The sequence below is a fragment of the Kitasatospora sp. NPDC059408 genome, from assembly GCF_042751525.1.
Taxonomy (GTDB): domain Bacteria; phylum Actinomycetota; class Actinomycetes; order Streptomycetales; family Streptomycetaceae; genus Kitasatospora.
In genome coordinates, this window is the sequence record NZ_JBHYWI010000039.1 from 1 (window position 1) to 24,580 (window position 24,580).

Consider the following 24,580-nt stretch of genomic DNA (forward strand, 5'->3'; position numbering starts at 1 on the left):
GCGTACGCGGGCAAGAGCGTCACGCTGAAGTTCACCGGCACCGAGGACGCCTCGCTGCAGACGAGCTTCGTGATCGACGACACCTCCATCCAGACCGGCTGACCTTCGGTCGGTAGGCGGGGCCCGGCAGCCGAGGCGGCTGCCGGGCCCTCGTCGTGTCCCGGTTCTCCGACGGCTGCGGCTACTGATGCGGAAACGTTTCGTCCCGTGCCTTGACGGTGTCTCCCGGCGGCTCTAAGTTCGCTGCAAGTTTCCGGCAAGTTACAGAAACTTCCTGCACCTTGGCTGCCCCACCCCAGCCGCCCCCCTTGGAGACGACGTGGTCACCACCGCCCCCACCCTCCCCCGGCCTTCGGCCGGGGGGACCCGCCGGCCCGCCCGCGCGGCCGGAGCGCTCGCCGCCTCGGCGGCGCTGGCGCTCTCGTTCACCGCGGGCCTCGGCGCCCCCACCGCCCAGGCCGCCCCGCCCGCCGACAACGGCAAGGACGTCACCGCGACCCTCTTCGAGTGGCGCTTCGACTCCGTCGCCCAGGCCTGCACCAGCACCCTCGGCCCGAAGGGCTACGGGTTCGTCGAGGTCTCGCCGCCCCAGGAGCACATCCAGGGCCCGCAGTGGTGGACCTCCTACCAGCCGGTCAGCTACCGGATCGCCGGACGGCTCGGTGACCGGACCTCGTTCAAGAACATGGTCGACACCTGCCACGCGGCCGGCGTCAAGGTCGTCGCCGACACGGTGATCAACCACATGACGGCCGGCTCGGGCACCGGCACCGGCGGCACCGCCTACACCAAGTACACCTACCCCGGCGTCTACCAGGACCAGGACTTCCACACCTGCCGCCAGCCGGTCAGCAACTACCAGGACCGCACCAACGTGCAGGACTGCGAGCTGGTCAACCTCGCCGACCTGGACACCGGCAGCGCGTACGTCCAGCAGACCATCGCGCACTACATGGACGACCTGGCCTCGCTCGGCGTCGACGGCTACCGGATCGACGCCGCCAAGCACATCGCCGCCTCCGACCTGGCCGCGATCAAGGCGAAGATGGCCAACCCCAACGCCTTCTGGGTGCAGGAGGTGATCTACGGAGCCGGCGAGCCGATCCAGCCGTCCGAGTACACCGGCAACGGCGACGTCGACGAGTTCCGCGTCGGCACCGACCTCAAGCGCGTCTTCACCGGCGACAAGCTCGCCAACCTCAACGGCTGGGGCGCCTCCTGGGGCTACCTGCCGAGCGGCCAGGCGCGCAGCTTCATCGACAACTGGGACACCGAGCGCAACGGTTCAACCCTCAACTACACCTACGGGAACACCTACACGCTGGCCAACGTGTTCCTGCTCGCCTCGACCTACGGCTCGCCCAACGTCTACTCCGGCTACGCGTTCACCAACAACGACGACGGCCCGCCCAACGGCGGCACCGTGAACGCCTGCTACCAGGACGGCTGGAACTGCACCCACGCCTGGCGGCAGATCGCCAACATGGTCGGCTTCCGCAACGCCGTCGCCGGCACCGGCGTCACCGACTGGTGGTCCAACGGCAACAACGCGATCGCCTTCGGCCGCGGCAACCGGGGCTACGTCGCGATCAACCACGAGACCGGCGCGATCACCCAGACCTTCCAGACCGGCCTGCCCGCCGGCACCTACTGCGACGTCCAGCACGGCGACCCGCAGCCGGGCGGCGGCTGCACCGGCCCGACCTACCAGGTCGGCGCGAACGGGCAGTTCACCGCGACGGTCGGCGCGGGCGACGCGGTCGCGCTGTACGTCCGGTCCGGGACGAACGCCTCCGGCGCGTCGTTCAACGTCAACGCGACGACCTCGTACGGCCAGAACGTCTACGTCGTCGGCGACAACCCGGCGCTGGGCGCCTGGGACCCGGCCAAGGCGCTGCCGCTCTCGTCCTCCGGCTACCCGGTCTGGTCGCTGGCGCTGTCCCTGCCGGCCGGCACGTCCTTCCAGTACAAGTACGTCCGCAAGGACGCGAGCGGGGCGGTGACCTGGGAGTCCGGCGCCAACCGGACGGCGACGGTGCCCTCCTCGGGGACGGTCGCGCTGAACGACACCTGGCGGCCGTAGCGGGTCGGGGATCCCCGTCGGCCGCGTCAGCGCGGTGTGACGGGGATCCCTCCTGCGGGTGGACCGACTGTTTCAAACCCCCGTTTCGGGCGAAAGCGCTGGCACCATCGCGGGATGAGCACCACCCCCGTCGTCCTCGACGTCGAACTCTGCGGCGGGCGTTGGGACGGCCACCGCAAACGCGTCAACGCCGCCGCCCCGCCGCCCTCGCTGCGCATGCTCCTGCGGGTCCGGCTGCCCAGCGCCGAGAGCGGCGAGTACTGGCCCACCACCAGCGTCTACCGGCTGGGCGGGGAGGGCGGGGAGCTGCGCTACCGCCACTCGCACGACGAGTGACGAGTGACGAGTGACGAGTGACGCGTGACGAGTGACGAGTGACGTGACAGTGGTGGGTCAGCCGCGTCCGATGTACGGCATCGTGGTCGCCATCACCGTCGCGAACTGCACGTTCGCCTCCAGCGGCAGCGACGCCATGTGCCGCACCGTGCGCGCGACGTCGGCCACGTCCATCGTCGGCTCCGGCGCGATCCGCCCGTCCGCCTGCCGCACCCCGGCGCTCATCGCCGCCGTCATGTCGGTGGCCGCGTTGCCGATGTCGATCTGCCCGCAGGCGATCCGGTACGGGCGGCCGTCCAGCGAGAGCGACTTGGTCAGCCCGGTGACGGCGTGCTTGGTCGCGGTGTACGCGATCGAGTGCGGGCGCGGGACGTGCGCGGAGATCGAGCCGTTGTTGATGATCCGGCCGCCCTGCGGGTCCTGGGCCTTCATCTGCCGGAAGGCGGCCCGGGCGCAGAGGAAGGCGCCGGTCAGATTGAGGTCGACGACCGCGCGCCAGGCGTCCACCGCCAGCTCGTCCACCGGGACGGCCGGGCCGAAGCCGCCCGCGTTGTTGAACAGCAGGTCCACCCGGCCGAAGCGCTCGGCGGCGGCCGCGAACAGCGCGTCCACCGCCGCCGGGTCGGTGACGTCGGTCGGCACGACGGCGGCCGGGCCGCCGGCCAGCCGGGCGGTCTCCCGCAGCGGCTCCTCGCGGCGCCCGGCCAGGACCAGCCGCCAGCCGGCGGCGGCCAGCTCGACCGCGACGGCCCGGCCGACCCCGCTGCCGGCTCCGGTGACGACGGCGGTCCCGGTGACGAGGGCGGTCCCGGTGCCGGCGGCGGTTCCGGTGTCGGCGGCGGTCTGCTGGGACATGGCGGCGCTCCTCGTTCTCGGGTCCGAGCCGGCTCGGTTCTGAGCCGATCGTCGCCGATCGGCGGGGCCGCCGTCACTGGTGCAAGGACCCAAAGATCGCGTCGCCCGGCGCATTGTCCGCTGTGCACCCCGCCGTCCGGCGGGGGCCGCACGGGACATGTGAGGGGTTTTACCTGATCGCGAACAAACATTGGATTTCCGGTGGCCGACGCGCAACCGGCCCGCCCCGGCCCACGTCATAAGATCGCAGGACGGCGCGCTGCGGCGAGCCGCACTTCCGGGGGCCGCGCCGAGGCGCCCCCGGGCCTGTCCGGCCCCACCCGGGGGCCGCCGCCCGGCCAGCCGGCCCGGGCGCGTCATCGGTCGGAGAGTCCTCACCGTGCTTAGGCAGTCGTCCCGTTCCCGCGCCGTCCTGACCGGTGCCGCCGTGCTCACCCTGGCTGCCTCGCTCGCCGCCTGCGGGAGCTCCGGTGGCGGGAAGGGGGACAGTGCCAAGGCGGCCGGCACCCCGAGCGCGGCCGGCACGAGCTCGGTCCCCGGCGACCCGGCCGCCGCCACCGGCGCCCCCGCGCCGACCGGCGCGGCCCCGGCCTCGGGCGGCAAGGTCCAGATGCCGACCGGCCAGCCCTCGCTGACCAAGGTCCGCGACACCGCCGCCGGCCCGATCATGATGACCAAGCTGGCCGGCCCGAAGTCCGGCGTCACCGGTCAGGTGTGGGTCTGGCTGCCGCCCGAGTACAACGACCCCAAGTACGCGAAGACCGGCTTCCCGGTGCTCACCCTCTACGCGGGCGGCCAGAGCAACGGCTACAACACCTGGACCGACAACCAGCTGCCGATCCAGGAGGAGGACGAGCAGCTGGTCAAGGCCGGCAAGGCCCACCCGTTCATCATGATCATGCCGGTGCAGAACTTCAACAGCGACGAGAACAACGCGCTGGACTGCTCCGACATCCCCGGCCAGCCCAAGATGGCGACCTGGATGGCCCAGGACATCCCGGACTGGGTCCGCGCCAACTTCCGCACCCTGAAGGGCCGCGACAGCTGGGGCATCATGGGCGCCTCCACCGGCGGGTTCTGCAGCGCCAAGCTCTCGCTCCAGTACCCCGACGTGTACAAGGCCGCCGTCCCGATCGACGGCTACTTCATCCCGGACTCCCACCTGTGGAAGGGCCACGACGCCGAGCGGATGGCCAACAACCCCGACGTGCTGGTCACCCAGGGCAAGGCCGACGTGAAGATGCTGGTCACCGCCGGCGGCGCCAACGGCTACGAGAAGGGCGTGGTCAAGAGCTGGGTGGCCAAGGCCGCCCCGCCGGTCGCCATCGAGTACTACGAGCAGCCCGGCGGCAAGCACCTGACCTCGGACTTCAAGAAGATGATCCCGGACACGCTGCAGTGGCTCACCAAGAACCTGGCGGGCCCGGCGGCCGACTGACGCCGTCCGTGCGGACACACCGACCGCCGGTGCGGGGGAGCGATCCCCGGCACCGGCGGTTCTTTTAATCCGGCACTCTCCCCGGCCGTGCGGCACCGCCGTCGGCCGGGCCGCGCAAAAGGCTGTGACCTGCGCGTCAATCGGACATTGATTCACCTCTGATCGACTGCACGCACAGTGAACGGGGCCGCCTTCCGGGGGCCGTGATCCGCACGACCCGCCGATTCGTGAAGAGAGTGCCATGCCGATCCACCTGCTGCCGCCGCCGTCCGCCACCGCACCCGAGCGGACCGAGGACGAGGAGCCACAGGCGGTCCGCTTCGCCGGGCTGCGGTTGGTGCACGCCGCGCTGCGCCGCGACCTCGCCCGCCTGCCCAACGCGCTGCGGCTGCTGCAGCCCGGCGAGGACGCCAAGGGCGAGGCGCTGCTGCGGCACTGGGACTTCGTGACGGCGATGCTGACCTGCCACCACGAGCAGCAGGACACCCGGATCTGGCCGATCGTGCGCCGCTTCGCGCCCGAGCTGCGGCTGCTGCTCAACTGGCTGGAGGCGGACCACCACAACCTCGACCACTCGTTCACCCGGGTCACCACGCTGGTCCGGATCGCCAGCCGGGACACCGGGAGCGTCTGGCCGGTGGCGTACGCGATCGAGGACCTGGCGGCCCGGCTGGAGACGCACCTGCGGATCGAGGAGCGCCAGCTGCTCCCGCGGATGGCCGGGGTGTTCGCCGACAACTCGCGGGTCGGCGGCCTGCCCGAGCTGCTGGCCCTGCTGCGCTCGGCCGACGGCCCGGGCTCGGCCGACGCGCTGGCCTGGCTGCTGGAGGGCGTGGAGCCGTCCGTCGTCGACCGGCTGCTGGCCGAGTGCGACGACGACGTGGCCCGCTCCTGGCCGCACTGGCGGGCGACCTACGAGCGCTGCACCTCGCCGCTGTGGGGGCCGGTGGGCGACTGGGGGATCCTTCCCGACTGAACCCGGGGCCCTTTCGCAGGCCGTCGATCTACGCGCGTGGCAGTGTCACGGGCATATGCGGTGACCCGCCTACGGGCCCCGGCGCAGGCGGGGCACGCGTGGGCACGCGGGGGTAGGCGCGGGCATGCGGGGCACGCCTGGGCATGCGGGGGTAGGCGCGGGCATGCGGGGCACGCGCGGGCATGCGGTGCACGCGTGGGCGGCTACTCCGGCAGGCGGTTCAGCCACTCCAGCGGGGCGACCAGGATCGCCCTGTCCGGCGAGCCGTCCCACTCCACCGACAGGCCCTCCGCCGTCAGCGCGGCCACCACCTCCCGCCCGATCCCCACCGTCCGGAGCGCCGCCGCGTCCGCCGAGCCCTCCCCGTCCGGCCCGCCGGCCGCCCGGAATCCGCCGTAGCGCAGCATCAGACCCTGCCCGGCGGCGGCGCGTTCGGTGTCCTGCTGGTGGAAGAACACGAAACCGCGCGAGTCCTCGTCGGCCTCGTCGCCGATCTCCGCGTAGCCGCAGCTCGCGCAGCAGGTGAAGTCCATCGCCGCGACGACGCCCTCCCCCTCCAGCGCGTCGAAGGCCGCGCCCAGCCGGTCCACGTCGGTGACCTCGGGCCAGCCGGCCTGCTCGGCCAGCCGCTCCTCCCAGAGCGGAGCCACGATCAGCTCCGCCTCCTCCTCCGTCAGCCCCTGGTCGTCGAGGAGTTCGGCCAGGGACCCGGCTATCTCGTCCGGCTCCTGGAAGCCGCACCGGATCAACTCGCGGGCCCGGTCACGGGCTTCGCTGAGCACCTCGGGGTCGAGCTCGGGCATCGGCGTCTCCTGCGTCATGCCCGCATCCTCGCACCCGCCACCGACAGCGCCCCGGTCGCACGGGCCTGCTACCGTCCCGGCGGTGACCTCGCTGCTGCAACCCCCGCTGATCACCCGCCTGCTGGCCGCCGACCGCATCCTCGTCGCGGGCGCCGGCGGCGGCTTCGACGTCTACGCCGGCCTCCCCATCGCGCTCGCCCTGCGCGCCGCCGGCAAGGAGGTGCACCTGGCCAACCTCTCCTTCACCCACCTCTACGGCCTGCCCGGCGAGGTGTGGTTCGGGCCCGACGTGGCCAGGATCGGCCCGGACACCGCGGCCCCTGAGGGCTACTTCCCGGAGCGCACCCTCGCCCGCTGGCTGCACCTGCACGGCATGCCCGACACCGTCTGGGCGTTCCCCTCGGTCGGCGTCCAACCGCTGCGCGACGCCTACCGGCTGCTCATCGGCCACCTGGGCGTCGACGCGGTCCTCCTCGTCGACGGCGGCACCGACATCCTGATGCGCGGCGACGAGGCCGGGCTCGGCACCCCCGAGGAGGACATGGCCAGCCTCGGCGCGGTGGCCGGCCTCACCGAGGTGCCGGAGCGCCTGGTCGCCTGCCTGGGCTTCGGTGTCGACGCCTACCACGGCGTCAACCACTCGCTGGTGCTGGAGAACCTCGCCGCCCTCGACCGGGCCGGCGGCTACCTCGGCGCCTTCTCCGTCCCCCGCGACAGCCGCGAGGGCGCGCTCTACCTGGACGCCGTCGAGCACGCCAGGGCCGCGTTCCCCGAGCACCCCAGCATCGTCAACGGCTCGGTGGCGGCGGCGCTGCGCGGCGAGTTCGGCGACGTCCGCTTCACCGACCGCACCAAGGACGGCGAGCTCTTCGTGAACCCGCTGATGGCGATCTACTTCGGAGTCACGGTCGAGGCCCTGGCGGCCGAGCACCGCTACCTGGACCGGCTCGAACGCACCGTGCTGACGCGGCAGATCAGCACCGTCGTCGGGGAGTTCCAGGACGAGCTGCCGAAGCTCCGCCCGCCCCGGCAGTTCCCGCACTGACCGCTGCGGCTCGCCGGCCCCGCCGTGCGCCCCGCCGTGCGCCCATCCGTGCGCTCATGCGTGGGCTCAGCCGTGGGCTCAGCCGTTCGCGAGGCGGAACTCCAGGTTGCCGAACCGGACCTGGTCGCCCGGGCGCACCCGGACACCGCCCGCGATGCGGTGCCCGTTCACGTGGGTGCCGTTGGTCGAGCCGAGGTCGTACAGCACCCAGCCGCCGCCCTCGTGCCGCAGTTCGGCGTGGTGGCGGGAGACCGAGGCGTCGTGCAGCCGCAGCCCGGAGCCGGGGATCCGACCGATCGTCAGCTGCGTCGCGCCGGCCTGCGGGAGGTTCAGTCCGGGCAGCCTCTCGATGCGCCAGGCCCGGCCGATCCGCTCGCCGAACGCGGAGATCCGGCCCACCGTCCGCAGCACGAACCGCTCCACCGGGCCACCGGTGGGCAGGTCGGCCATCACGGCGTCCAACTCGGCGCGGCTGGTGGCCTGGAGGACGACCTCCATCCGGCCGAGGAAGGTGTCGTGCGAGAGCCGGCCGCTGCCCGCGCCGTCGCGCAGTACCCCGAGGGCCCGGTCCCGTTCGTCCTCGGACGGCCGGACGGCGTGCGTCCGGATCTCAGGCTGCGTCATGTCCCGATTGTCGGCGGCGCCGTGCCCGGCTGTCCAGGTTCCGGCCGCCAGCCGCCCGGTGTTCCCGCCTCCCCCCCGGGAAGCAGGACACCACCGGGCGGCCGGCGGTTCCGCCGGTCGGTCAGGATTTCCTGGCGGCGGCCAGGATCTTCTCCGTGGTGTGCAGGAAGCGGGAGGTGACCGAGCCCTGGTAGCGCTTGTCGAACAGGTCGTTGGTGACCCACCTGCCGTCCTTCAGGTGCACCACGACGTACGCGGCGCCGGCGTCCGCCCCGAGCACGTCGTAGTCGCCCTTCGGCGAGGTGTGCGGCGCGGCGAGGTCCGCGGGCAGCGGCTCGGAGAGGAAGGCGATCACCAGCCGGACGTCCGGCGTCACCTCGACGCCCCGGAACGGCTCGGCCGCCAGCAGGGCGGCCACCTCGTCGACCGTGCGCAGCATCACCGGGACGGGGTAGCCGAGCGACTCCGCCAGGTGCCGCTCGATGCGCCGGGTGAGGGCGGCGCGGTCCGGCTCGTCCGTCGTGAAGAACACGTTGCCGGTCTGGATGTACGAGCGGACGCCGGCCAGCCCGAGCTCGGTGAAGAGCGCCCGCAGCCGCTCCATCTTCACGGTGCGGCCGCCGACGTTGATGGCCCGCAGGAACGCGATGTACGTGGTCGTGGTGGTCACCCGGCCAGTCTGGCACCGCCCACCGACAAGGCCTTCGCGGCGGGCGGGGGGCGGCGGGCGGGGCGGTTGTCAGCACCCGGTGCCAGACTGGCGCCATGGCTACCTGGCAGGATTTCGAGCAGGAGGCCCCCGACATCGCGCCCCTGGTACGGGCCCGGTTCGAGGCCAACAAGCACCACGTCCTGGCGACGCTGCGCAAGGACGGATCGCCCCGGGTGAGCGGCAGCGAGGTCGACTTCATCGGCGCCGACGCGATGCTCGGGTCGATGTACGGCTCGATGAAGGCCCGCGACCTCCAGCGCGACGGCCGCTTCGCGCTGCACTCGCACCCGGGCGACGAGACCATGGCGGGCGGCGACTCCAAGCTGTCCGGCCGCGCCGTGGAGCTGACCGACGAGGCCGAGCTCACCGCCTACGTCGCCGATCTGCCCGAGCCGCCGCCCGGCCCGTTCCACGCGTTCCGGCTCGACCTGGAGCAGGTGGTGCACACCGGCCTGGCCGACGGCCACCTGTGGGTCTTCAGCTGGCACCCCGGCCGGCCGGTGGAGCGCACCATGCTCCACTGACCGGCCCGGGCGCCGGGCCGCGCTACGGCAGGACGGACTTGACCGCCTCGGGGGTCCGGGCCACGACGGCGTGGCCGTCGTCCGCGGTGATGATCGGGCGCTGGATGAGGATCGGGTGCTCGGCCATCGCCGCGATCCAGCGCGCCCGGTCGCCGGGCTCCTTGGTCCACTGCTTCATCCCGAGGTCCTTGGCGACCTGCTCGTCGATGCGCGTGATGTCCCACGGCTCCAGGCCGAGCCGCTCCAGCACCGCCTCCAGCTCGGCCGCGCTCGGCGGGTCCTCCAGGTAGCGCCGCACGGTGTACTTGGCCCCGGCGGCCTCCAGCTCGGTCAGCGCCGACCGGCACTTGCCGCAGCGGGGGTTGATCCAGATCTCCATGCCGCCCACCCTACCGAGCGCCGCCGTGCCCGAGGGACCGCGCTCCGGCCCGGGCCGCGGACCCGAACCGGCCGCGCGCCCGGACAGCGGACCCGACCCGGCCGCGCTCCCGGTCCGGGCCGCGGACCCGAACCGGCCGTGCCCCGGGAACTCCCGGGCGCCCGGCGGTGGTTCACGAGCCGGAAGCAGCGGTCCGGGCCCGGGACACCGGCCGGGGAGGGGAGCAGCGGATGGACGGCGCGGCGATCGTCGAGCACCTTCTGACCAGCGAGGGCAGGGCCGATCCGTACCCGCTGTACGCGCGGGCGCACGAGCTGGGCGGTGCCGCCCCGGCCGGGCCCGGCTTCCTGCTGGCGCTCGGCCACGGCACCGCCGACCGGGTGCTGCGCACCCCCGGCTTCGGCGTCGCCACCCCCGAGATGCAGGCCGGCCTGGCCCCCGAGTTCGCCGAGCACTCCTCGCTGGACCTGTTCGGCCGCTCGATCCTGGAACGCGAGGCGCCCGACCACGCGCGGGTCCGCTCGCTGATCGCCTCGGTGTTCACCGCCCGCCGGGTCGCCGCGCTGCGGCCGGCCGTCGAGGCCGCGGTTGCCGGGCTGCTCGACGAGATGGCCGGGGCCGGTGCGGACGGCTCGCCGGTCGACTTCATGGACGCCTTCGCGCACCGGCTCCCGGTCGGCGTGATCTGCGAGCTGCTCGGCGTCCCCGAGGGCGACCGCCACCTCTTCCGCGGCCTCGCGGCGGACCTCACCGTCGCCCTGGAGTTCGTCCAGGACCCGGCCGAGCTCGACGTCGCCGACGAGGCCGCCGACGAGCTGGCCGGGTACTTCACCGGGCTGGTCGCCGAGCGTCTGCGCCACCCCCAGGACGACCTCGTCACCGACCTCGCCCGGATCGCCGCGGACGACCCCGCGCGCCTCACCGGCCGCGAGCTGCTGGCCAACCTGGTGCTCCTCCTGGTGGCCGGCTTCGAGACCACCACCAACCTGCTCGGCAACGGCCTCGCCCTGCTCTTTCGCCACCCCGGCACGGCCGCCGCCCTGCGGACCGGCGCGCTCTCCCCGGCCGCCTTCACCGAGGAGGTGCTGCGCTACGACGCACCGGTCCAGCTGACCTCGCGGATCGCGCTCGCCGAGGGCCTCACCGTCGACGACCTGCCCGCGCCGCCCGGCAGCACGGTGCTCGTCATGATCGGCGCCGCCAACCACGACCCGGCCCGCTACGACCGCCCGGAGGTCTTCGACCCGACCCGCACCGGCAGCCAGCCGCTCAGCTTCGGCGCCGGGCCGCACTTCTGTCTGGGCTCCCGGCTGGCCCGCCTGGAGTCCGAGATCGCGGTCGCGGCCGTGCTCGACCGCTTCCCCCGGCTCGCCCCGGGCGGCGTGCCCACCCGCCGCGACCGCCTGGTCCTGCGCGGCTACGAGACGCTCCCGGTCACCGTCCGCTGACCCCCGCCGGGGCCGGTCACCCTCCGCCGCCGACCGGCCCTGCGCCGACCGGCCCTCCGCCCGTCACCCTCCGCCGCCCGCCCCTGACCGCATGCATCCGGGACGTTCGACCATTCGTGGCGGGGTCCACCGTGGTGGAGCATGGAGGGACGAACCGGGTCATTCCGCCCGGTGGTCCAGGAGGTTCCCGCCGTGCCCGCAGCGCCCCGCCCGCCGTTCCGGGCGGCCGTGGAATCCAGGGTGCCGCGTTGGGTGCCCTGGCTCCCCGTCCTGCTGCTCGTCCTGGACCTCCTCACCGAGGCGATCGTCCCGGACGCCGTCGCCGCCGGGTTCCTGCTCACCGCGCTGCCCGTCGTCGCGGCGTTCAGCTACGGCCCGGCGGTGACCGCCGCGACCACCGTCGGCTCGGTCGCCCTGCAGCTCGTCCTCGCCCTGCGGGCCGGCCACATCGACGAACAGCACCACGTCTGGGTGTACATCGCGACGCTGCTCTCCGGAGTGATGGGCACCGCCCTGTCCTGGCAGCGGATCCGGCAGAACCGCAACCTGCTGCACGCCCGCACCGTCGCCGAGACGCTCCAGCGCACCGTGCTGCGCCCGGTCCCGGAGCGCGCCGGCGGCCTGCGGGTGGCCGGCCTCTACCGCCCGGCCCAGGCCGAGGTGCTGGTCGGCGGCGACCTGTACGAGGTGTGCGACACCCGCTTCGGCGTGCGGGTGCTGCTCGGCGACGTCCGCGGCAAGGGCCTCGGCGCGGTACGGACGGTGGCGGACGTGCTGGGCGCCTTCCGGGCCACCGCGCACGACACCCCCGACCTGGTCGAGATCGCCGACCAGCTGGACCGCGCGGTGCTCCGTGACGCCGCCGACCGCGGCGACGACGAACTGTTCGCCACTGCCGTCCTGCTGCAGTACCGCCCGGGCTCCGACTGCGTGGAGATCGTCAACCGCGGCCACACCACCCCGCTGCTGCTCGCCGGCCGCACCATCACCCCGATCGCCTGCCCCGACGAACTCCCGCTCGGCCTCGGCAACCTGGCGCCCGCCGACGAGCACGGCAAGCCCACCGCCGTGGCCCTGCCGCCGGGCAGCACCGTCCTGCTCTACACCGACGGCGTCAGCGAGGCCCGCGACGCCACCGGCACGTTCTACCCCCTGGCCCCACGCCTCGCCGCCCTCGGCACGACGTCCCCGGACCGCGTGGTCGCCTTCCTCGCCCAGGACGTCCACGAGTACGCCGGCCTCCTCGCCGACGACCTCGCCCTCCTGGCCCTCACCCCCGAGCCCACCTGACCCGGGCCGGGCTCCGTACCGCGCGTGTCCTCTGCTTCGGCTTTCGGTCACCAGGGGCCGTGTTCGAGCCAGTCATACAGGATCGTGGATCCTCAACTGCCCATCCGTACAATCCTGTTGGTATCGGCGCCGTACGCCTGCCCCGGAACTTCCAGCGTCCCGCGCGATGCTGTCACCGCACCGATCGTGCACCCGCCAACACCGAGCCTCCACTGCGTGTCTTCCGTCCGCATCGTGTGAAACGCCGAGGTAGGGAGTCCTCATCGTGCCCTCTTTGCTGCACTACGCCGTCGTCACGGATCCGACCTCGCTGCAAGCGTCGCTGCCGGGGGCACCGTCGGTGGGAACGGTGTACGTGATCGTCTCCAACACCCATCAGTCCGAGGTGAAGTGGGACTTCATCGACGTGGAGATACCGGTGGGCAGCGGCCGCGACGACCTGACGGGTGATCCGACGGCGATCAGTGCGAGCATCGAGAAGGACTACACGGTCTGGCGGGAGGAAGACCCGACCTTCGGCTGGGACGGCACCCTCGGCCGCTTCAGAGCGCATGCCCCCTCCGGGGGGAGGCTGACCCTGCCCGACGAGGAGTCGCTGGTCCTGGTCCTGGAGAACATCCCCGTTTCCGACCTGGCGGGACCGGTCCGCCTGAAGATCCACGAGCGGTCCGGCGGCGGTGACGACAACATCCCCATCCGGCGGGCGAATTTCACCACCACTCTCGGGGTGGTGAAACAGGCTCCGAGGATCCCGCGCAACTTCCGCCCGGAGAGCAACTCCTTGGTGGACGTGGACGCGGGCCGGAACGTCGTTCTGCGGTGGGACGGGCCGGACAACCTCGACTACTGGATCCGCGATCCGCAAGGGAACGAGCTGCCCGTCCAGTCGGCGGCCAAGGGACCGCAGGTGACTCAACAGTCCTACACCTGGTCGCCACCCACCCCGCCGAAGCGAGGCACCACCTACGTCCTCATCGCCGGGACGGCCGGTGCCGGGCAACAGTCGCAGGGCTACTTCCTCACCACCACGGTCCATGCGCTCGTCCCCGAGTTCGACGGCGGGACGCGCACTCCGTGGGTCGAGGGGACGCCGAGCAGGAGCCGCGTCGACTTCTCCCCGGAAGGGGTGGAGATCCGGAACGGGACCGGCGCTCGGGGGACCGTCACGGCCGGTACGGCGGACGTGGACCGTGTGAACACCGGGTCGGTGCACGGTCGCGATTCCGACGACGGCTGGATCGACTTCCCGAAGGCCGGAATCCGGGTCCGGGACGGGCAGAACGACCTGGGCACCGTCAAGGCCGGGAAGGCCGACCTGGACGACCTGCTCGCCGGCCAGGGACGGGTGAAGGGCCGCCTCGTCGTCCAAGGCGGCTTGGAGGTCAGCGACGAAGGCGAGCGCGCGCTGGAAGCCACCGACAGCGGGGTTCAGGTGTACAACGGGCTGTCGGTTTCCGGAGGCGGCGACATCGAGGGCGTGCTCGAGCTCCACAACGGCATCTACGTCCACATCGACGAGCTCAACTGCGTCTCGGCGGGCACGGGTATGGGCGGGATGACGATCAAGGGCAACCTCGCCGTCACCGGAACGATCCTGGCCGAGACCGACACGCTGGGCAGGAAGGTCTGAACCGCCCCGCCGCCGGACCCCGGAACGACGTATGTGCAGGCCGACGGATCGTCGGCCTGCACATACGGGAGTGGATCCACCCGCGATTCCGCGGGCGGGACGTGCCTCTTAGAGGTCGTAGTACAGCTCGAACTCGTGCGGGTGCGGGCGGAGGGCGATCGGGGCGATCTCGTTGGTGCGCTTGAAGTCGATCCACGTCTCGATCAGGTCGGGCGTGAAGACGTTGCCCGCGAGGAGGTACTCGTGGTCGGCCTCCAGGGCCTCCAGGACCGCCGGGAGGGAGGAGGGCACCTGCGGGACGTTCGCGTGCTCCTCGGGAGCGAGCTCGTAGAGGTCCTTGTCGACGGGCTCCAGCGGCTCGATCTTGTTGCGGATGCCGTCGAGGCCGGCCATCAGCATCGCCGAGAAGGCCAGGTACGGGTTGGAGGACGGGTCGGGCGCGCGGAACTCGATGCGCTTGGCCTTGGCGTTGGAGCCGGTGATCGGGATGCGGATCGCGGCCGAGCGGTTGCGCTGGGAGTAGACCAGGTTGACCGGCGCCTCGAAGCCCGGGACGAGGCGGTGGTAGGAGTTCACCGAGGGGTTGGTGAACGCCAGCAGCGACGGCGCGTGCCGCAGCAGGCCGCCGATGTAGTAGCGGGCGGTGTCGGAGAGTCCGGCGTAGCCCTGCTCGTCGTAGAAGAGCGGCGAGCCCTCGGTCCACAGCGACTGGTGGACGTGCATGCCCGAGCCGTTGTCGCCGAAGATCGGCTTCGGCATGAAGGTGGCCGTCTTGCCGTTGCGCCACGCGACGTTCTTGATGATGTACTTGAACAGCATCAGGTCGTCGGCCGCGTGCAGCAGGGTGTTGAACTTGTAGTTGATCTCGGCCTGGCCGGCGGTGCCGACCTCGTGGTGCTGGCGCTCGACCTCCAGGCCGGACTTGGCCAGCTCCAGCGACATCTCGGCGCGCAGGTCGGCGAAGTGGTCGACCGGCGGGGTGGGGAAGTAGCCGCCCTTGTACTTGACCTTGTAGCCGCGCACGTCGCCCTCGGCCGCACCGGTGTTCCAGGCGCCGGCCTCGGAGTCGATGTGGTAGAAGGACGCGTTCGCGCTGGTGTCGAACCGCACCGAGTCGAAGACGTAGAACTCGGCCTCGGGCCCGAAGAACGCGGTGTCGGCGATGCCGGAGGAGGCGAGGTAGGCCTCCGCCTTCTTGGCGACGTTGCGCGGGTCGCGGCTGTAGGCCTCGCCGGTGACCGGGTCCTGGATGAAGAAGTTGATGTTGAGGTGCTTCTCGGCCCGGAACGGGTCGAGCCTGGCCGTGGCGAGGTCCGCGACGAGGGCCATGTCGGACTCGTGGATGGCCTGGAAGCCGCGGATCGACGAACCGTCGAACATCAGGGTCTCGGACGGGTCGAAGGTCGCCGCAGGTACGGAGAAGTGCTGCATGACGCCCGGCAGGTCGCAGAAGCGGACATCGACGAACTTGACGTCGTTGTCCTGGATGAACTGCTTCACTTCGGCGGCGTTGTTGAACAAAGCATCCTCCTCGGCGTGCGAATGCGGCTCACCCTAGGAACGGTCCGTTTCCGACCGGTGACCCGCTCGTTTCCTAGATGTTAACCACACCCGCCGAACGGGCGGCAAAGTCGTACGGTCCAGGGCAAAACACCCCACCGGCCTGCAGGTCTTCCGATAAGTGGTCTGGACCATTCGGTAAGCCCGGTCACCGGGATTCACTCGGTCGGGGAAGGCTCGCGGACGACGGGGGAGCCGGTGGCGGCGCGCGGCGACCGCCCGGTTAGTGTGGATTCGTGGACACCAGAGAAGCGTTGGGATCGTGGATCGACGGCCCGAAGGCGGCCGCCGAGAAGATGGGCGCCGACTTCGGCTACCGCGGCGAGCGCCTCGGACTGCCCAAGGAGGGCCCCGGCTCGATGGCCGGCCCCGGCCGCCGGATCGGCGCCCTGTTCGTGGACGGCTGGCTGGTCTCCCTGGTCGCCTACGGACTGCTCGGCAAGGGCACCGCGTCCTCGGCCAACCTGTGGACGACGCCGCTGTTCTTCGGCGTCACCGCACTGCTGCTCGCCACCTCCGGTACGACGGTCGGCAAGCGGCTGTTCGGTCTGCGGGTGGTCCGGCTGGACGGCCGCCGCGCGACGATCCCGCAGGTGCTGCTGCGCACGCTGCTGCTCTGCCTCCTGGTGCCGCCGCTGGTGTGGGACCGCGACACCCGCGGCCTGCACGACAAGGCGGTCGGCACCATCGAGGTCCGGATCTAGCCGAGGTCCGGATCTAGCCGAGGCCCGGATCTGGTCAAGGCCCGGATCTAGCCGAGGCCCGGATCTAGCCGAGGCCCGCGAACGCCGAACGGCCCCGCCGCTCCAGAGGAGTGGCGGGGCCGTTCGTGTCGACGGGGGAGGGGATCAGCGGACCTGGCCGCCCTTGGGCATCCGGGCGCCCTTGGGCATCGGGCCCTTGGGGATCGGCGCCTTGGAGAGCAGGTCGCCCAGCGCGCGCAGGCGGTCGTTGGTCTCGGTGACCTGGGCCGGGGTGATGGCGCGGGGCAGGCGCATGAGGTGGATCTGCAGCTTCTTCAGCGGGATCTCACCCTCGCCGTTGCCCACGACGATGTCGTGCACCGGCACGTCGCCGACGACACGGGCCATCTTCTTCTTCTCGGACGCCAGCAGCTGGCGGACCCGGTTCGGGTTGCCCTCGCCGATCAGCGCGATGCCGGCCCGGCCCACGGCGCGGTAGACCGCGTCCTGGTTGCGGGTGACGGCAACCGGGGTGGAGTTGGAGCTCCAGCCACGCTTGATGTTGTTCAGCACCGCCGCGACGGCGCCCGGCTGCCCCTCCATCTGCCCGAACGCGGCGCGCTCGGCCCGGCGCCCGAAGACGATCGCCATGGCCAGGAAGGCCACGATGAAGCCCAGGATGCCCAGATAGACGGGGTGGTCGATTGCGAAGCCGATGGCGAGGAACACGCCGAAGGTCAGCAGGCCGACGCCGGCGATGATCAGGCCGATCTTGGTGTCGACCTTCTTGGTCATGATGTACGCCTGGCGGATCTGCTTCAGCCGCCCGGGGTTCTCGGATGTTTCCCTCGCCATAACGCTCATGGTACGTGCCACGGGTACGGGAACTCCAAGCCCGGGTACCCGTTCGCACCGAACCGTGACCCGTGTGCCGGGCAGTCGTCGCTGACAGCGACGAAACGCCCGCTTCCGTCAGCTCCGGGCCGGCTGCGCCGCCGCACCACCCGCGGGCGCCGCGTCGTCGTGGTGCCGGTCCGCCGCGTGCCGGCGGTTCTCGCAGACCGCCGCCCAGGCGTTGCGCCGGGCGTGCCGCTGCCCGCCGGCCATCAGGACGCTCTCGGCGAACCGCACCGCAACTCCGACCGACCGGATCCGCATGCGCATCCCGGGCAACTCCCCTCGTGGCTGAGAAGGACCGAACGACGACGGACCGAACGACGACGGACCGAACGGCCAAGGGCCGAACGGCCTCGTCGGGTCCATCGTCACCACCCCGTGTTACCAGTCCGTGATCCGGCGGTCAAAACCTGGTGAAAACGGAAGGGCGGAGCCGAAGCTCCGCCCTTCCGATGGCTCAGGACCGCTCAGGACTGCTCTCAGACCGACGCCTGCTCGCGCCGCTCCAGCGCCTGCCGGTACAGCCGGCCGGCCCGGTACGAGGAGCGCACCAGCGGGCCCGACATGACCCCGGCGAAGCCCAGCTCATCGGCCTCCTGCTGGAGCTCGACGAACTCGTGCGGCTTCACCCAGCGCTCGACCGGGTGGTGGCGCAGCGAGGGCCGCAGGTACTGGGTGATGGTGATGAGCTCGCACCCGGCGCCGACCAGGTCGGCCAGCGCCTGGCTGACCTCCTCGCGGGTCTCGCCCATGCCCAGGATCAGGTTGGACTTGGTCACCAGCCCGGCCGCGCGGGCCTGGGTGATGACGTCCAGCGAGCGCTCGTAGCGGAACGCCGGGCGGATCCGCTTGAAGATGCGCGGGACCGTCTCGACGTTGTGCGCGAGCACCTCGGGGCGGGAGGAGAAGACCTCGGCAAGCTGCTCGGGCACCGCGTTGAAGTCGGGGATCAGCAGCTCGACGCCGGTGCGGCCGGCCTCGCGGTCGGCGGTCATCGCGTGCACCTGGCGCACGGTCTCGGCGTACAGCCAGGCGCCGCCGTCCTCCAGGTCGTCGCGGGCGACGCCGGTGATGGTCGCGTAGTTGAGGTCCATGGTGACGATGGACTCGGCGACGCGGCGCGGCTCGTCCCGGTCGAACTCGGCGGGCTTGCCGGTGTCGATTTGGCAGAAGTCGCAGCGGCGGGTGCACTGGTCACCGCCGATGAGGAAGGTCGCCTCGCGGTCCTCCCAGCACTCGAAGATGTTGGGGCAGCCGGCCTCCTGGCAGACCGTGTGCAGCCCCTCCTTCTTCACCAGCGACTGGAGGGCGTTGTACTCCGGGCCCATCTTCGCGCGGGTCTTGATCCACTCGGGCTTCCGCTCGATGGGGGTCTCGCTGTTGCGGACCTCCAGGCGGAGCAGCTTCCTGCCGTCGGGTGCGACAGCGGACACGTGCGACTCCTAGAACTAGACGGGGTACCCCCAGGGTACGCCTGTGGTTGTACGGGCTTCGCCGGGCGTGCCGCCCTGCAATCGCAGGGCAACAGAGCTACCGGCCAGTAGATTCCCCGGTGATCACCGGTCGTCCCGGGTCGTCCCGGGTCGTCGGGGGCCGCGGCCGGGAGCCTCAGCGACTGAGCGCGGGCTCCGGCAGCTCGGCGAGCACGTCCGCCAGGTGCCGCTGGACCACCGGCAGCGCCGCGCCGACGGACAGCTCGCGGCCGAGCTCGTTGGAGAGCGAGGTCACACCCGCGTCCCGGATGCCGCACGGCACGATCTTGTCGAAGAAGGTCATGTCCTGGGCGCAGTTCAGCGAGAAGCCGTGCATCGTGACGCCGCGCGCGACGCGCACGCCGATCGCGGCGAGCTTGCGGTCGTCGCCGCGCTGCCCGGCGTTGGACGGCGCGTACTCGGGGCCGGCCAGCCGCGGGTCGATGCCCAGCGGCAGGCCCAGCCGCAGCGTGAGCTTGCCGATGTCGACCACCTGGGACGGGTCCACGACCGCGTCCGGGATGGTGTCGCCGAGCACCCAGACACCGCTGCGGCCCTCGACCCGGGTGGTCCCCACGCCGAACTCGGCGGCGGCGCGGATCAGCGCCTCCTCCAGCCGGCGGACGTACGCGATGACGTCGATCGGGTCGGGCAGCTTGACGATCGGGTAGCCGACCAGCTGGCCGGGGCCGTGCCAGGTGATCTCCCCGCCCCGGTTGACCTCGACCACCGGCGTGCCGTCCAGCGGGAGGTCGGCCGGGTTGGTGCGCTTGCCCATCGTGTAGACGGACTGGTGCTCCAGCAGCAGCACGGTGTCGGGGATCTCGTCCGCGACCCGCAGCGCGTGCAGGCGCTGCTGCTCCTCCCAGGCTTCCTGGTAGGGCACCGTGCGCTCGCCTATGCCCAACGAAACGAAACGTACGTTCTCGCTCACCGTTTGCCGCTCCTTGCCGGGCGTTCGAGACCAACCTCGCCACTGTACGCCCAAGCCCGATCGGACCCGTCAGCCGTCCGCCCCCCACCCCTCACCGTGGACTCACGCCTCCGCCAGCAGTTGCAGCCGCAGCGCCAACTGCAGCTCCAGCGACCGCTCCGGCACGTTCCAGTCCCGCCCGAGCAGCGCCTCGACCCGGTCCAGCCGCTGGACCACCGTGTTCACGTGGACGTGCAGCTCGTCCTTGGCCCGCGTCAGGCTGCCCCCGCAGTCGAAGTACGCGCGGAGGGTGCGGACCAGCTCGGTGCCGCGCCGGGCGTCGTAGTCGAGCAGCGGGCCGAGCGTCGCGCCGACGAAGCCGTCCACGTCGTGCCCGTCGCCGAGCAGCACCCCGAGGAAGCCCAGCGCCCGCGCCGACGCGCCCTCGCCCGCGCGGCCGAGCACCCGCAGCGCCCGCAGGCAGCGCAGGCCCTCGGCGTACGAGGCGGCGATCGCCGGCGGGCCCGCGGCCGGGCGGCCCGCGCCGACGGTCACCGGGAAGCCGGCCAGCCGGGCCAGCCGTTCGGCGGCCTGCCGGGCGGTCTCCTCGGGGTCGCCGCCGTCGGGCACCAGCAGGACGACGGCCTCGCCGTGCTCGGCGGCGATGCCCCGGGAGCCGAACAGGTAGCGCCCGGCCGCGCCCGCGAGCCGGCCGCGGTCGGTGGTGGCGGCGCTCCCGGTGGCTCCGGCGGCCCCGGCGGGTTCGGCGACCAGGACGAGGTGCGGGCGGCCGAGGTCGACGCCGAGCCGCCGGCCGCGCGCGGTGAGCCCGGCGGGGTCGCGGTCGGGGGCGGTCAGGAGGTCGGTGAGCAGTTCGCCGCGGACGCGGTTCTCGGTCTCGGCGACGGAGCGGCGCAGCAGCAGGAGGAGTGCGGTGACCACGCCGGCCCGCTCGAACAGTCGGCGGTCGGCGTCGTCGAGGCCGGGCCGGCCGCGCAGGACCATCGCGCCGAGCGCGTCCTGCCCGGCGAGGACGGCGCACACCCACAGGCCGCCGTGGCGGACGGACCGGCCCTCGGCGCGCGAGGCCGCGATCGCCTCGGCCAGCCCGGCGGCGGACGCGACGCGGCCGGCCAGCGGCTCGCCCTCGGCGTCCAGGACCGCTATCTCGCCGTCCAGCAGGGCCGCGACGGCGGCGGCGACGTCCGGCACCTCGGCGCCGCGCAGGACGAGGTCGGTGAGCCGGTCGTGGGCCTGTTCGGCGCGCTGGACGGCGGCGGAGTGGGCGCGGACGAGTTCGTTGGCGGCGCCCAGTTCGGCGAGCGCGGCACGGGTGTCGGCCAGCGACTTGGCGGTGTCCAGGGCGATCGCGGCGTGCGCGGCCAGCGAGCAGAGCAGCGCGACCTCGTCGGGGGAGAAGGCGCGCGGCGAGCGGTCGGCGGCGAAGAGGACGCCGATGACCTGCCCGCCGAGCAGCAGTGGCACACCGATGATCGCGACCAGGCCCTCGTCGAGCACGCCCGCGTCGATGGTGCCGGTGTGGTGGAAGCGGTCGTCGGTGCGGTAGTCGGGGGTCGCGTACGGGCGGGCGGTCTGCGCGACCAGGCCGCCGAGGCCGTCGCCGAGGCTGAGCCGCAGGGTCTGGAAGAGGACGGACACCGAGCCGTCGGTGACGCGCATGTACGTGTCGCCGGCGGCCTCGTCCGGGAGGGTCAGGTAGGCGGTGTCGGTGCCGAGCAGCAGGCGGGCGCGGCGGACGATCGCCTGCAGCACGGTGTCCAGGTCGCGGGACGCTGCGAGGTCGCCGGCGGTGTCGAACAGCGCCGTCAACTCGGCCTCGCGGCGCCGGTGCTGGCGCAGCGTGCGGTGCACCCGCAGGGCCTGCCAGGTGGCGTCGTCGATCTCCTGCAGCACCGCGGCCGGCGCCCCCCGGCGGCGGGCGTCGGCCAGCACCTCGGCGAAGTCCTCGGTGGCGGCGCCGGATCCGAGCAGGTCGAGCAGCTGCCGCAGGGCGGGCGCGGCGCCGGTCTGGGGGTCGTTCATGGTGCGTGCCGCCAATCGGCAGTGGGGCGGGAGCGCGATAGTAGCGGCTGGGCCGTCACGCGGTGGCGGGCTTGCCGACCGGGGTGGTATCGGCCGCCGGGGCCTCGGCGTCGGTCTCGGCATCGGTCTCGGCGTCGGTCTCGGCGTCGGTCTCTGCCAAGTCCTGTCCCTTCGTCTCGCGTGCGCAGAGGACGGCGAGCACCGTGAGCGCCGCCGCCGCAGCCACGTACACGGCGATCGGTGTGGGGCTGCCGTAGTCCTTGAGGAGCGCGGTGGCGATGAGGGGAGCCGGCGCCCCCGCGGCGACGGACGAGAACTGGGCCCCGATCGACGCGCCCGAGTAGCGCATCCGGGTGGCGAACATCTCGGAGAAGAAGGCGGCTTGGGGCGCGTACATCGCGCTGTGGAAGACCAGGCCTACCGTGACGGCTACGACGAGGGCGGGGAACGACTTCGCGTCCACCAGGCCGAAAAAGACGAACGCCCAGACCCCGACGCCGACTGCGCCCGCCAGGTACACCGGCTTGCGGCCGACGCGGTCCGACAGCGCGCCGAACAGCGGGATCAGGGCGAACTGGATGGCCGAGCCGATCAGTACGGCGTTGAGCGCGGTCTGCTTGGTGAAGTGCGCGTGGCTGACGGCGTAGGCGAGGACGAATGTGGTCATCACGTAATAGGAGATGTTCTCCGCCATGCGAGCCCCCATCGCGACGAGGACCTCCCGCCAGTGGTGCCGCAGGACGGCGACCAGCGGCGGCTGTTCGACGGTCTTGCGGTTCTTCTGCGCGGCCAACGCGGCCTGGAAGAGCGGTGATTCGTCGACCGCGAGCCGGATCCACATGCCCACGCCCACCAGCACGGCCGACAGCAGGAACGGCACCCGCCAGCCCCAGGCGAGGAACGCGGCGTCCGACTGCACCGCCGTCATCAGCGACAGCACCCCGGCCGCCAGCAGGTTCCCGGCCGGCGCGCCGCCCTGCGGCCACGAGGCCCAGAAGCCGCGCCGGCGCTGGTCCCCGTGCTCCGACACCAGCAGGACGGCCCCGCCCCACTCCCCGCCGAGCGCGAACCCCTGCACCAGTCGAAGCACCGTCAGCAGCACGGGCGCGGCGGCACCGATGCTGCTGTAGGTGGGCAGCACCCCGATGAGGGTGGTGGATCCGCCCATGAGCAGAAGGCTCACGACGAGGAGCCGCTTGCGCCCGACCCGGTCCCCGAAGTGCCCGAACACCAGCGCCCCGAGCGGCCGCGCGGCGAAGCCGATCGCGTACGTGAGGAACGCGAGGAGCGTGCCCGTCAGCGGATCGCTGTTGGGGAAGAACACCTTCCCGAACACGAGCGCAGCCGCTGTTCCGTACAGGAAGTAGTCGTACCACTCAATGGTGGTCCCGATCAGACTCGCCGCCACTACCCGAGGGAGTGAGCGCCTCTCAACCGATGCTGCCATGGGTCACCACTTCCGGTCCGGGGACGACGATGTCGCCACAACGTAGGAAGCCCGGCGCCCGAGGCCCATGTGCCCAACCCACATAGTCCACCGGCATCTTGCAGCCCTCCACCCCATAACCAGCCCAGCCCGAGAGGACCGCTGCCCACCCCTCGCCCCGCACCCCCCACCCCCTGCTCCCGCTCCAGTTGCCCGTTCCGGTGCTGCTTCGGTGCCCGCCGAAGCAGCACCGGAAGTCGCAGGGTCGGGAAGAGAAGAAACGTTCCAGCGAGGTTGCCGACGAAGATCGGGCCGGGCCGACGGCCCACGCTGTGCGCAGGAAGTCGGCATGGCCGACTTCCCATGCAGAAAGGGGTCTGAGCCCGAAGGGCGGTGCCGGCTTAGTGCTGTCCGCCAAGAGGACGTTCACCAGCCTTCCCGCTACTCCTGCCCGGCTGCCTTGTCTCGTTGCCGACCAGAAACGGTCTGGGCCTGCGCTTCCCGCGCAGGCCCAGACCGTTTTCGATCTACTCATGATGTTGCGCAGGAAGTCGGCGGAGCCGACTTCCCATGCGGAAGAAGAGGCTGCGCGTTGAAGGGAAGCCTCAGACGGGCGAGGCGCGGTTCGTGCCAGTGTCGCTTCGCCGAAGTGGCACCGGTGGGTGTCCGCCCTTTCTGCGTAGGAGGTCGGACTGGTCGACTTCCTGCGCAGAGGTTCGGACTTGAGCTCACCAGCCCGTCTTCCTACTTCTGTCGCCTTGTCTCGGCGCCGCTTCGGCAGCACCGAAGCGGCGACGTTGCCGGCCTCAAGTAGACGTTCACGTCGATGCCTCGCGCTCTGCGTGGGAAGTCGGCCCGGCCGACTTTCCACGCAGGAAGGGGGAGTTGCGCACTTGGGGGAGTCGCAGAGGGGCGGATCGCTCGTTTGCTTGTGCGCTTCAGCGACTGATGGGCACTGACTGGCCAAGATCGGGCATCACCGGTCCGCTGGGCCTGTCCGCAGCCGATGCGTAGTCTGTCGAACCATGTGCTACCACGCGTTCAACGGCGCCTTCCGGCATTACGCGTGCGTTGCGTGCCGGCTCTCCTTCAAGGGCAGTACGTGGCCGATCCGGAAGCGCATCTGTCCCGGCTGTCGTGAGCAGCTCGTCTTCGCCGGCTATGACTTCGCCGCGCCCCGGCGACGCGACACGAAGGCGTGGTCCGTCGTTGCCACCGTGCTCGCGGAGGGGCTGACCTACGATCACCGGCCGGGTTGCGGCTGCTCGAAGCTTCCCTCGTTCCGGCCCAGAACCCAAGCGCAGGTGCGTGTCCGGCGACGCGCGGCCGAGCGGCTGGGCCTGCCCCTGTCGGTGACTCTCGCCCGCCGCGATGCCTTCACCCCGGAGAGCCGCGACGAGCAGCCACTCTCATCGTCGGCTGCGGAGCGCGACACGGCCTGAC

Annotated in this window: 23 protein-coding genes; 11 read left to right on the forward strand and 12 right to left on the reverse strand. The window is 72.0% G+C overall.

What is annotated here, in order from left to right; genetic code table 11:
• Positions 1-412: 412 nt before the first annotated feature.
• Together ACFXDE_RS24640 and ACFXDE_RS24645 are read left to right on the forward strand one after the other, a co-directional pair.
• Positions 413-2,083 carry a carbohydrate-binding module family 20 domain-containing protein gene (locus ACFXDE_RS24640; protein WP_380496995.1) on the forward strand — a complete coding sequence of 557 codons (1,671 nt, stop codon included), beginning with the start codon at positions 413-415 and terminating at the stop codon, positions 2,081-2,083.
• Positions 2,084-2,197: 114 nt separating this feature from the next.
• Positions 2,198-2,419, forward strand: coding sequence for a hypothetical protein (locus tag ACFXDE_RS24645; protein WP_380446987.1), 222 nt, complete (start codon positions 2,198-2,200; stop codon positions 2,417-2,419).
• A gap of 57 nt (positions 2,420-2,476) precedes the next feature.
• Here the strand turns inward: ACFXDE_RS24645 and ACFXDE_RS24650 are convergent, their stop codons facing one another.
• Positions 2,477-3,274 (reverse strand): SDR family oxidoreductase, encoded by a 798-nt coding sequence (locus ACFXDE_RS24650; RefSeq protein WP_380496947.1) that lies wholly within the window; start codon positions 3,272-3,274, stop codon positions 2,477-2,479.
• Positions 3,275-3,653: 379 nt separating this feature from the next.
• On the opposite strand from ACFXDE_RS24650, the gene ACFXDE_RS24655 reads away from it, so the two are divergent.
• A complete protein-coding gene (locus tag ACFXDE_RS24655; protein WP_380446984.1) occupies positions 3,654-4,712 on the forward strand; it encodes an alpha/beta hydrolase in 1,059 nt (352 codons plus the stop codon).
• A 241-nt stretch (positions 4,713-4,953) separates the two neighbouring features.
• Positions 4,954-5,688 carry a hemerythrin domain-containing protein gene (locus ACFXDE_RS24660; RefSeq protein WP_380496948.1) on the forward strand — a complete coding sequence of 245 codons (735 nt, stop codon included), beginning with the start codon at positions 4,954-4,956 and terminating at the stop codon, positions 5,686-5,688.
• A gap of 203 nt (positions 5,689-5,891) precedes the next feature.
• Here ACFXDE_RS24660 and ACFXDE_RS24665 read toward each other — a convergent pair whose 3' ends face one another.
• Positions 5,892-6,509 (reverse strand): DUF6891 domain-containing protein, encoded by a 618-nt coding sequence (locus ACFXDE_RS24665; RefSeq protein WP_380496949.1) that lies wholly within the window; start codon positions 6,507-6,509, stop codon positions 5,892-5,894.
• Between the two features lie 64 nt (positions 6,510-6,573).
• On the opposite strand from ACFXDE_RS24665, the gene ACFXDE_RS24670 reads away from it, so the two are divergent.
• Positions 6,574-7,536 carry a DUF1152 domain-containing protein gene (locus tag ACFXDE_RS24670; protein ID WP_380496950.1) on the forward strand — a complete coding sequence of 321 codons (963 nt, stop codon included), beginning with the start codon at positions 6,574-6,576 and terminating at the stop codon, positions 7,534-7,536.
• A 78-nt stretch (positions 7,537-7,614) separates the two neighbouring features.
• Here ACFXDE_RS24670 and ACFXDE_RS24675 read toward each other — a convergent pair whose 3' ends face one another.
• Both ACFXDE_RS24675 and ACFXDE_RS24680 read right to left on the reverse strand, forming a co-directional pair.
• On the reverse strand, positions 7,615-8,160 hold the full coding sequence (locus tag ACFXDE_RS24675) for an FHA domain-containing protein (RefSeq protein WP_380446975.1): 546 nt from the start codon (positions 8,158-8,160) through the stop codon (positions 7,615-7,617).
• Positions 8,161-8,281: 121 nt separating this feature from the next.
• Positions 8,282-8,830 carry a DUF1697 domain-containing protein gene (locus tag ACFXDE_RS24680; RefSeq protein WP_380446972.1) on the reverse strand — a complete coding sequence of 183 codons (549 nt, stop codon included), beginning with the start codon at positions 8,828-8,830 and terminating at the stop codon, positions 8,282-8,284.
• Positions 8,831-8,925: 95 nt separating this feature from the next.
• Here ACFXDE_RS24680 and ACFXDE_RS24685 point away from each other — a divergent pair, with 95 nt between their 5' ends.
• Positions 8,926-9,396: a pyridoxamine 5'-phosphate oxidase family protein gene (locus ACFXDE_RS24685; protein WP_380446970.1), complete on the forward strand. Its 471-nt coding sequence runs from the start codon at positions 8,926-8,928 to the stop codon at positions 9,394-9,396.
• A 22-nt stretch (positions 9,397-9,418) separates the two neighbouring features.
• Here ACFXDE_RS24685 and ACFXDE_RS24690 read toward each other — a convergent pair whose 3' ends face one another.
• Positions 9,419-9,775 (reverse strand): arsenate reductase family protein, encoded by a 357-nt coding sequence (locus ACFXDE_RS24690; RefSeq protein WP_380446968.1) that lies wholly within the window; start codon positions 9,773-9,775, stop codon positions 9,419-9,421.
• 230 nt (positions 9,776-10,005) lie between these two features.
• On the opposite strand from ACFXDE_RS24690, the gene ACFXDE_RS24695 reads away from it, so the two are divergent.
• The 3 genes from ACFXDE_RS24695 (at position 10,006) to ACFXDE_RS24705 (ending at position 14,143) form a co-directional block, all read left to right on the forward strand.
• Positions 10,006-11,223 carry a cytochrome P450 gene (locus ACFXDE_RS24695; protein WP_380496951.1) on the forward strand — a complete coding sequence of 406 codons (1,218 nt, stop codon included), beginning with the start codon at positions 10,006-10,008 and terminating at the stop codon, positions 11,221-11,223.
• A gap of 252 nt (positions 11,224-11,475) precedes the next feature.
• Positions 11,476-12,513, forward strand: coding sequence for a PP2C family protein-serine/threonine phosphatase (locus tag ACFXDE_RS24700; protein WP_380446964.1), 1,038 nt, complete (start codon positions 11,476-11,478; stop codon positions 12,511-12,513).
• A 265-nt stretch (positions 12,514-12,778) separates the two neighbouring features.
• Positions 12,779-14,143 carry a hypothetical protein gene (locus ACFXDE_RS24705; protein WP_380496952.1) on the forward strand — a complete coding sequence of 455 codons (1,365 nt, stop codon included), beginning with the start codon at positions 12,779-12,781 and terminating at the stop codon, positions 14,141-14,143.
• A gap of 108 nt (positions 14,144-14,251) precedes the next feature.
• Here the strand turns inward: ACFXDE_RS24705 and glnA are convergent, their stop codons facing one another.
• Positions 14,252-15,664, reverse strand: coding sequence for a type I glutamate--ammonia ligase (gene glnA / locus ACFXDE_RS24710; RefSeq protein WP_380446960.1), 1,413 nt, complete (start codon positions 15,662-15,664; stop codon positions 14,252-14,254).
• A gap of 275 nt (positions 15,665-15,939) precedes the next feature.
• Here glnA and ACFXDE_RS24715 point away from each other — a divergent pair, with 275 nt between their 5' ends.
• Positions 15,940-16,407: an RDD family protein gene (locus ACFXDE_RS24715; RefSeq protein ID WP_380496953.1), complete on the forward strand. Its 468-nt coding sequence runs from the start codon at positions 15,940-15,942 to the stop codon at positions 16,405-16,407.
• A gap of 144 nt (positions 16,408-16,551) precedes the next feature.
• On the opposite strand, the gene ACFXDE_RS24720 is transcribed toward ACFXDE_RS24715, so the two are convergent.
• The 6 genes from ACFXDE_RS24720 to ACFXDE_RS24745 form a co-directional block, all read right to left on the reverse strand.
• Positions 16,552-17,250, reverse strand: coding sequence for a DUF4191 domain-containing protein (locus ACFXDE_RS24720; RefSeq protein ID WP_380446955.1), 699 nt, complete (start codon positions 17,248-17,250; stop codon positions 16,552-16,554).
• A gap of 108 nt (positions 17,251-17,358) precedes the next feature.
• Positions 17,359-17,550, reverse strand: a complete 192-nt coding sequence (locus ACFXDE_RS24725; protein ID WP_380496954.1) for a hypothetical protein — start codon at positions 17,548-17,550, stop codon at positions 17,359-17,361.
• A 212-nt stretch (positions 17,551-17,762) separates the two neighbouring features.
• Positions 17,763-18,716 carry a lipoyl synthase gene (gene lipA / locus ACFXDE_RS24730; RefSeq protein ID WP_380496955.1) on the reverse strand — a complete coding sequence of 318 codons (954 nt, stop codon included), beginning with the start codon at positions 18,714-18,716 and terminating at the stop codon, positions 17,763-17,765.
• A gap of 175 nt (positions 18,717-18,891) precedes the next feature.
• A complete protein-coding gene (gene lipB, locus ACFXDE_RS24735) occupies positions 18,892-19,689 on the reverse strand; it encodes a lipoyl(octanoyl) transferase LipB (protein ID WP_380446950.1) in 798 nt (265 codons plus the stop codon).
• 102 nt (positions 19,690-19,791) lie between these two features.
• Positions 19,792-21,711, reverse strand: a complete 1,920-nt coding sequence (locus ACFXDE_RS24740; RefSeq protein WP_380496956.1) for a helix-turn-helix domain-containing protein — start codon at positions 21,709-21,711, stop codon at positions 19,792-19,794.
• Positions 21,712-21,766: 55 nt separating this feature from the next.
• Entirely contained in the window at positions 21,767-23,158 is a 1,392-nt protein-coding gene (locus tag ACFXDE_RS24745) for an MFS transporter (protein WP_380496957.1), read from the reverse strand.
• A 1,004-nt stretch (positions 23,159-24,162) separates the two neighbouring features.
• Here ACFXDE_RS24745 and ACFXDE_RS24750 point away from each other — a divergent pair.
• Positions 24,163-24,579, forward strand: a complete 417-nt coding sequence (locus ACFXDE_RS24750) for a hypothetical protein (protein WP_380496958.1) — start codon at positions 24,163-24,165, stop codon at positions 24,577-24,579.
• Position 24,580 lies beyond the last annotated feature (1 nt).

Bases quoted from the DNA above. Each gene is read 5' to 3' on its own strand.
- ACFXDE_RS24740 (WP_380496956.1), bottom strand. From the start codon at position 21,711: ATGAACGACCCCCAGACCGGCGCCGCGCCCGCCCTGCGGCAGCTGCTC.
- ACFXDE_RS24750 (WP_380496958.1), top strand. From the start codon at position 24,163: ATGTGCTACCACGCGTTCAACGGCGCCTTCCGGCATTACGCGTGCGTT.
- ACFXDE_RS24695 (WP_380496951.1), top strand. From the start codon at position 10,006: ATGGACGGCGCGGCGATCGTCGAGCACCTTCTGACCAGCGAGGGCAGG.
- ACFXDE_RS24660 (WP_380496948.1), top strand. From the start codon at position 4,954: ATGCCGATCCACCTGCTGCCGCCGCCGTCCGCCACCGCACCCGAGCGG.
- ACFXDE_RS24650 (WP_380496947.1), bottom strand. From the start codon at position 3,274: ATGTCCCAGCAGACCGCCGCCGACACCGGAACCGCCGCCGGCACCGGG.
- ACFXDE_RS24720 (WP_380446955.1), bottom strand. From the start codon at position 17,250: ATGAGCGTTATGGCGAGGGAAACATCCGAGAACCCCGGGCGGCTGAAG.
- ACFXDE_RS24665 (WP_380496949.1), bottom strand. From the start codon at position 6,509: ATGACGCAGGAGACGCCGATGCCCGAGCTCGACCCCGAGGTGCTCAGC.
- ACFXDE_RS24690 (WP_380446968.1), bottom strand. From the start codon at position 9,775: ATGGAGATCTGGATCAACCCCCGCTGCGGCAAGTGCCGGTCGGCGCTG.
- ACFXDE_RS24685 (WP_380446970.1), top strand. From the start codon at position 8,926: ATGGCTACCTGGCAGGATTTCGAGCAGGAGGCCCCCGACATCGCGCCC.
- ACFXDE_RS24725 (WP_380496954.1), bottom strand. From the start codon at position 17,550: ATGCGCATGCGGATCCGGTCGGTCGGAGTTGCGGTGCGGTTCGCCGAG.
- ACFXDE_RS24675 (WP_380446975.1), bottom strand. From the start codon at position 8,160: ATGACGCAGCCTGAGATCCGGACGCACGCCGTCCGGCCGTCCGAGGAC.
- ACFXDE_RS24745 (WP_380496957.1), bottom strand. From the start codon at position 23,158: ATGGCAGCATCGGTTGAGAGGCGCTCACTCCCTCGGGTAGTGGCGGCG.
- ACFXDE_RS24645 (WP_380446987.1), top strand. From the start codon at position 2,198: ATGAGCACCACCCCCGTCGTCCTCGACGTCGAACTCTGCGGCGGGCGT.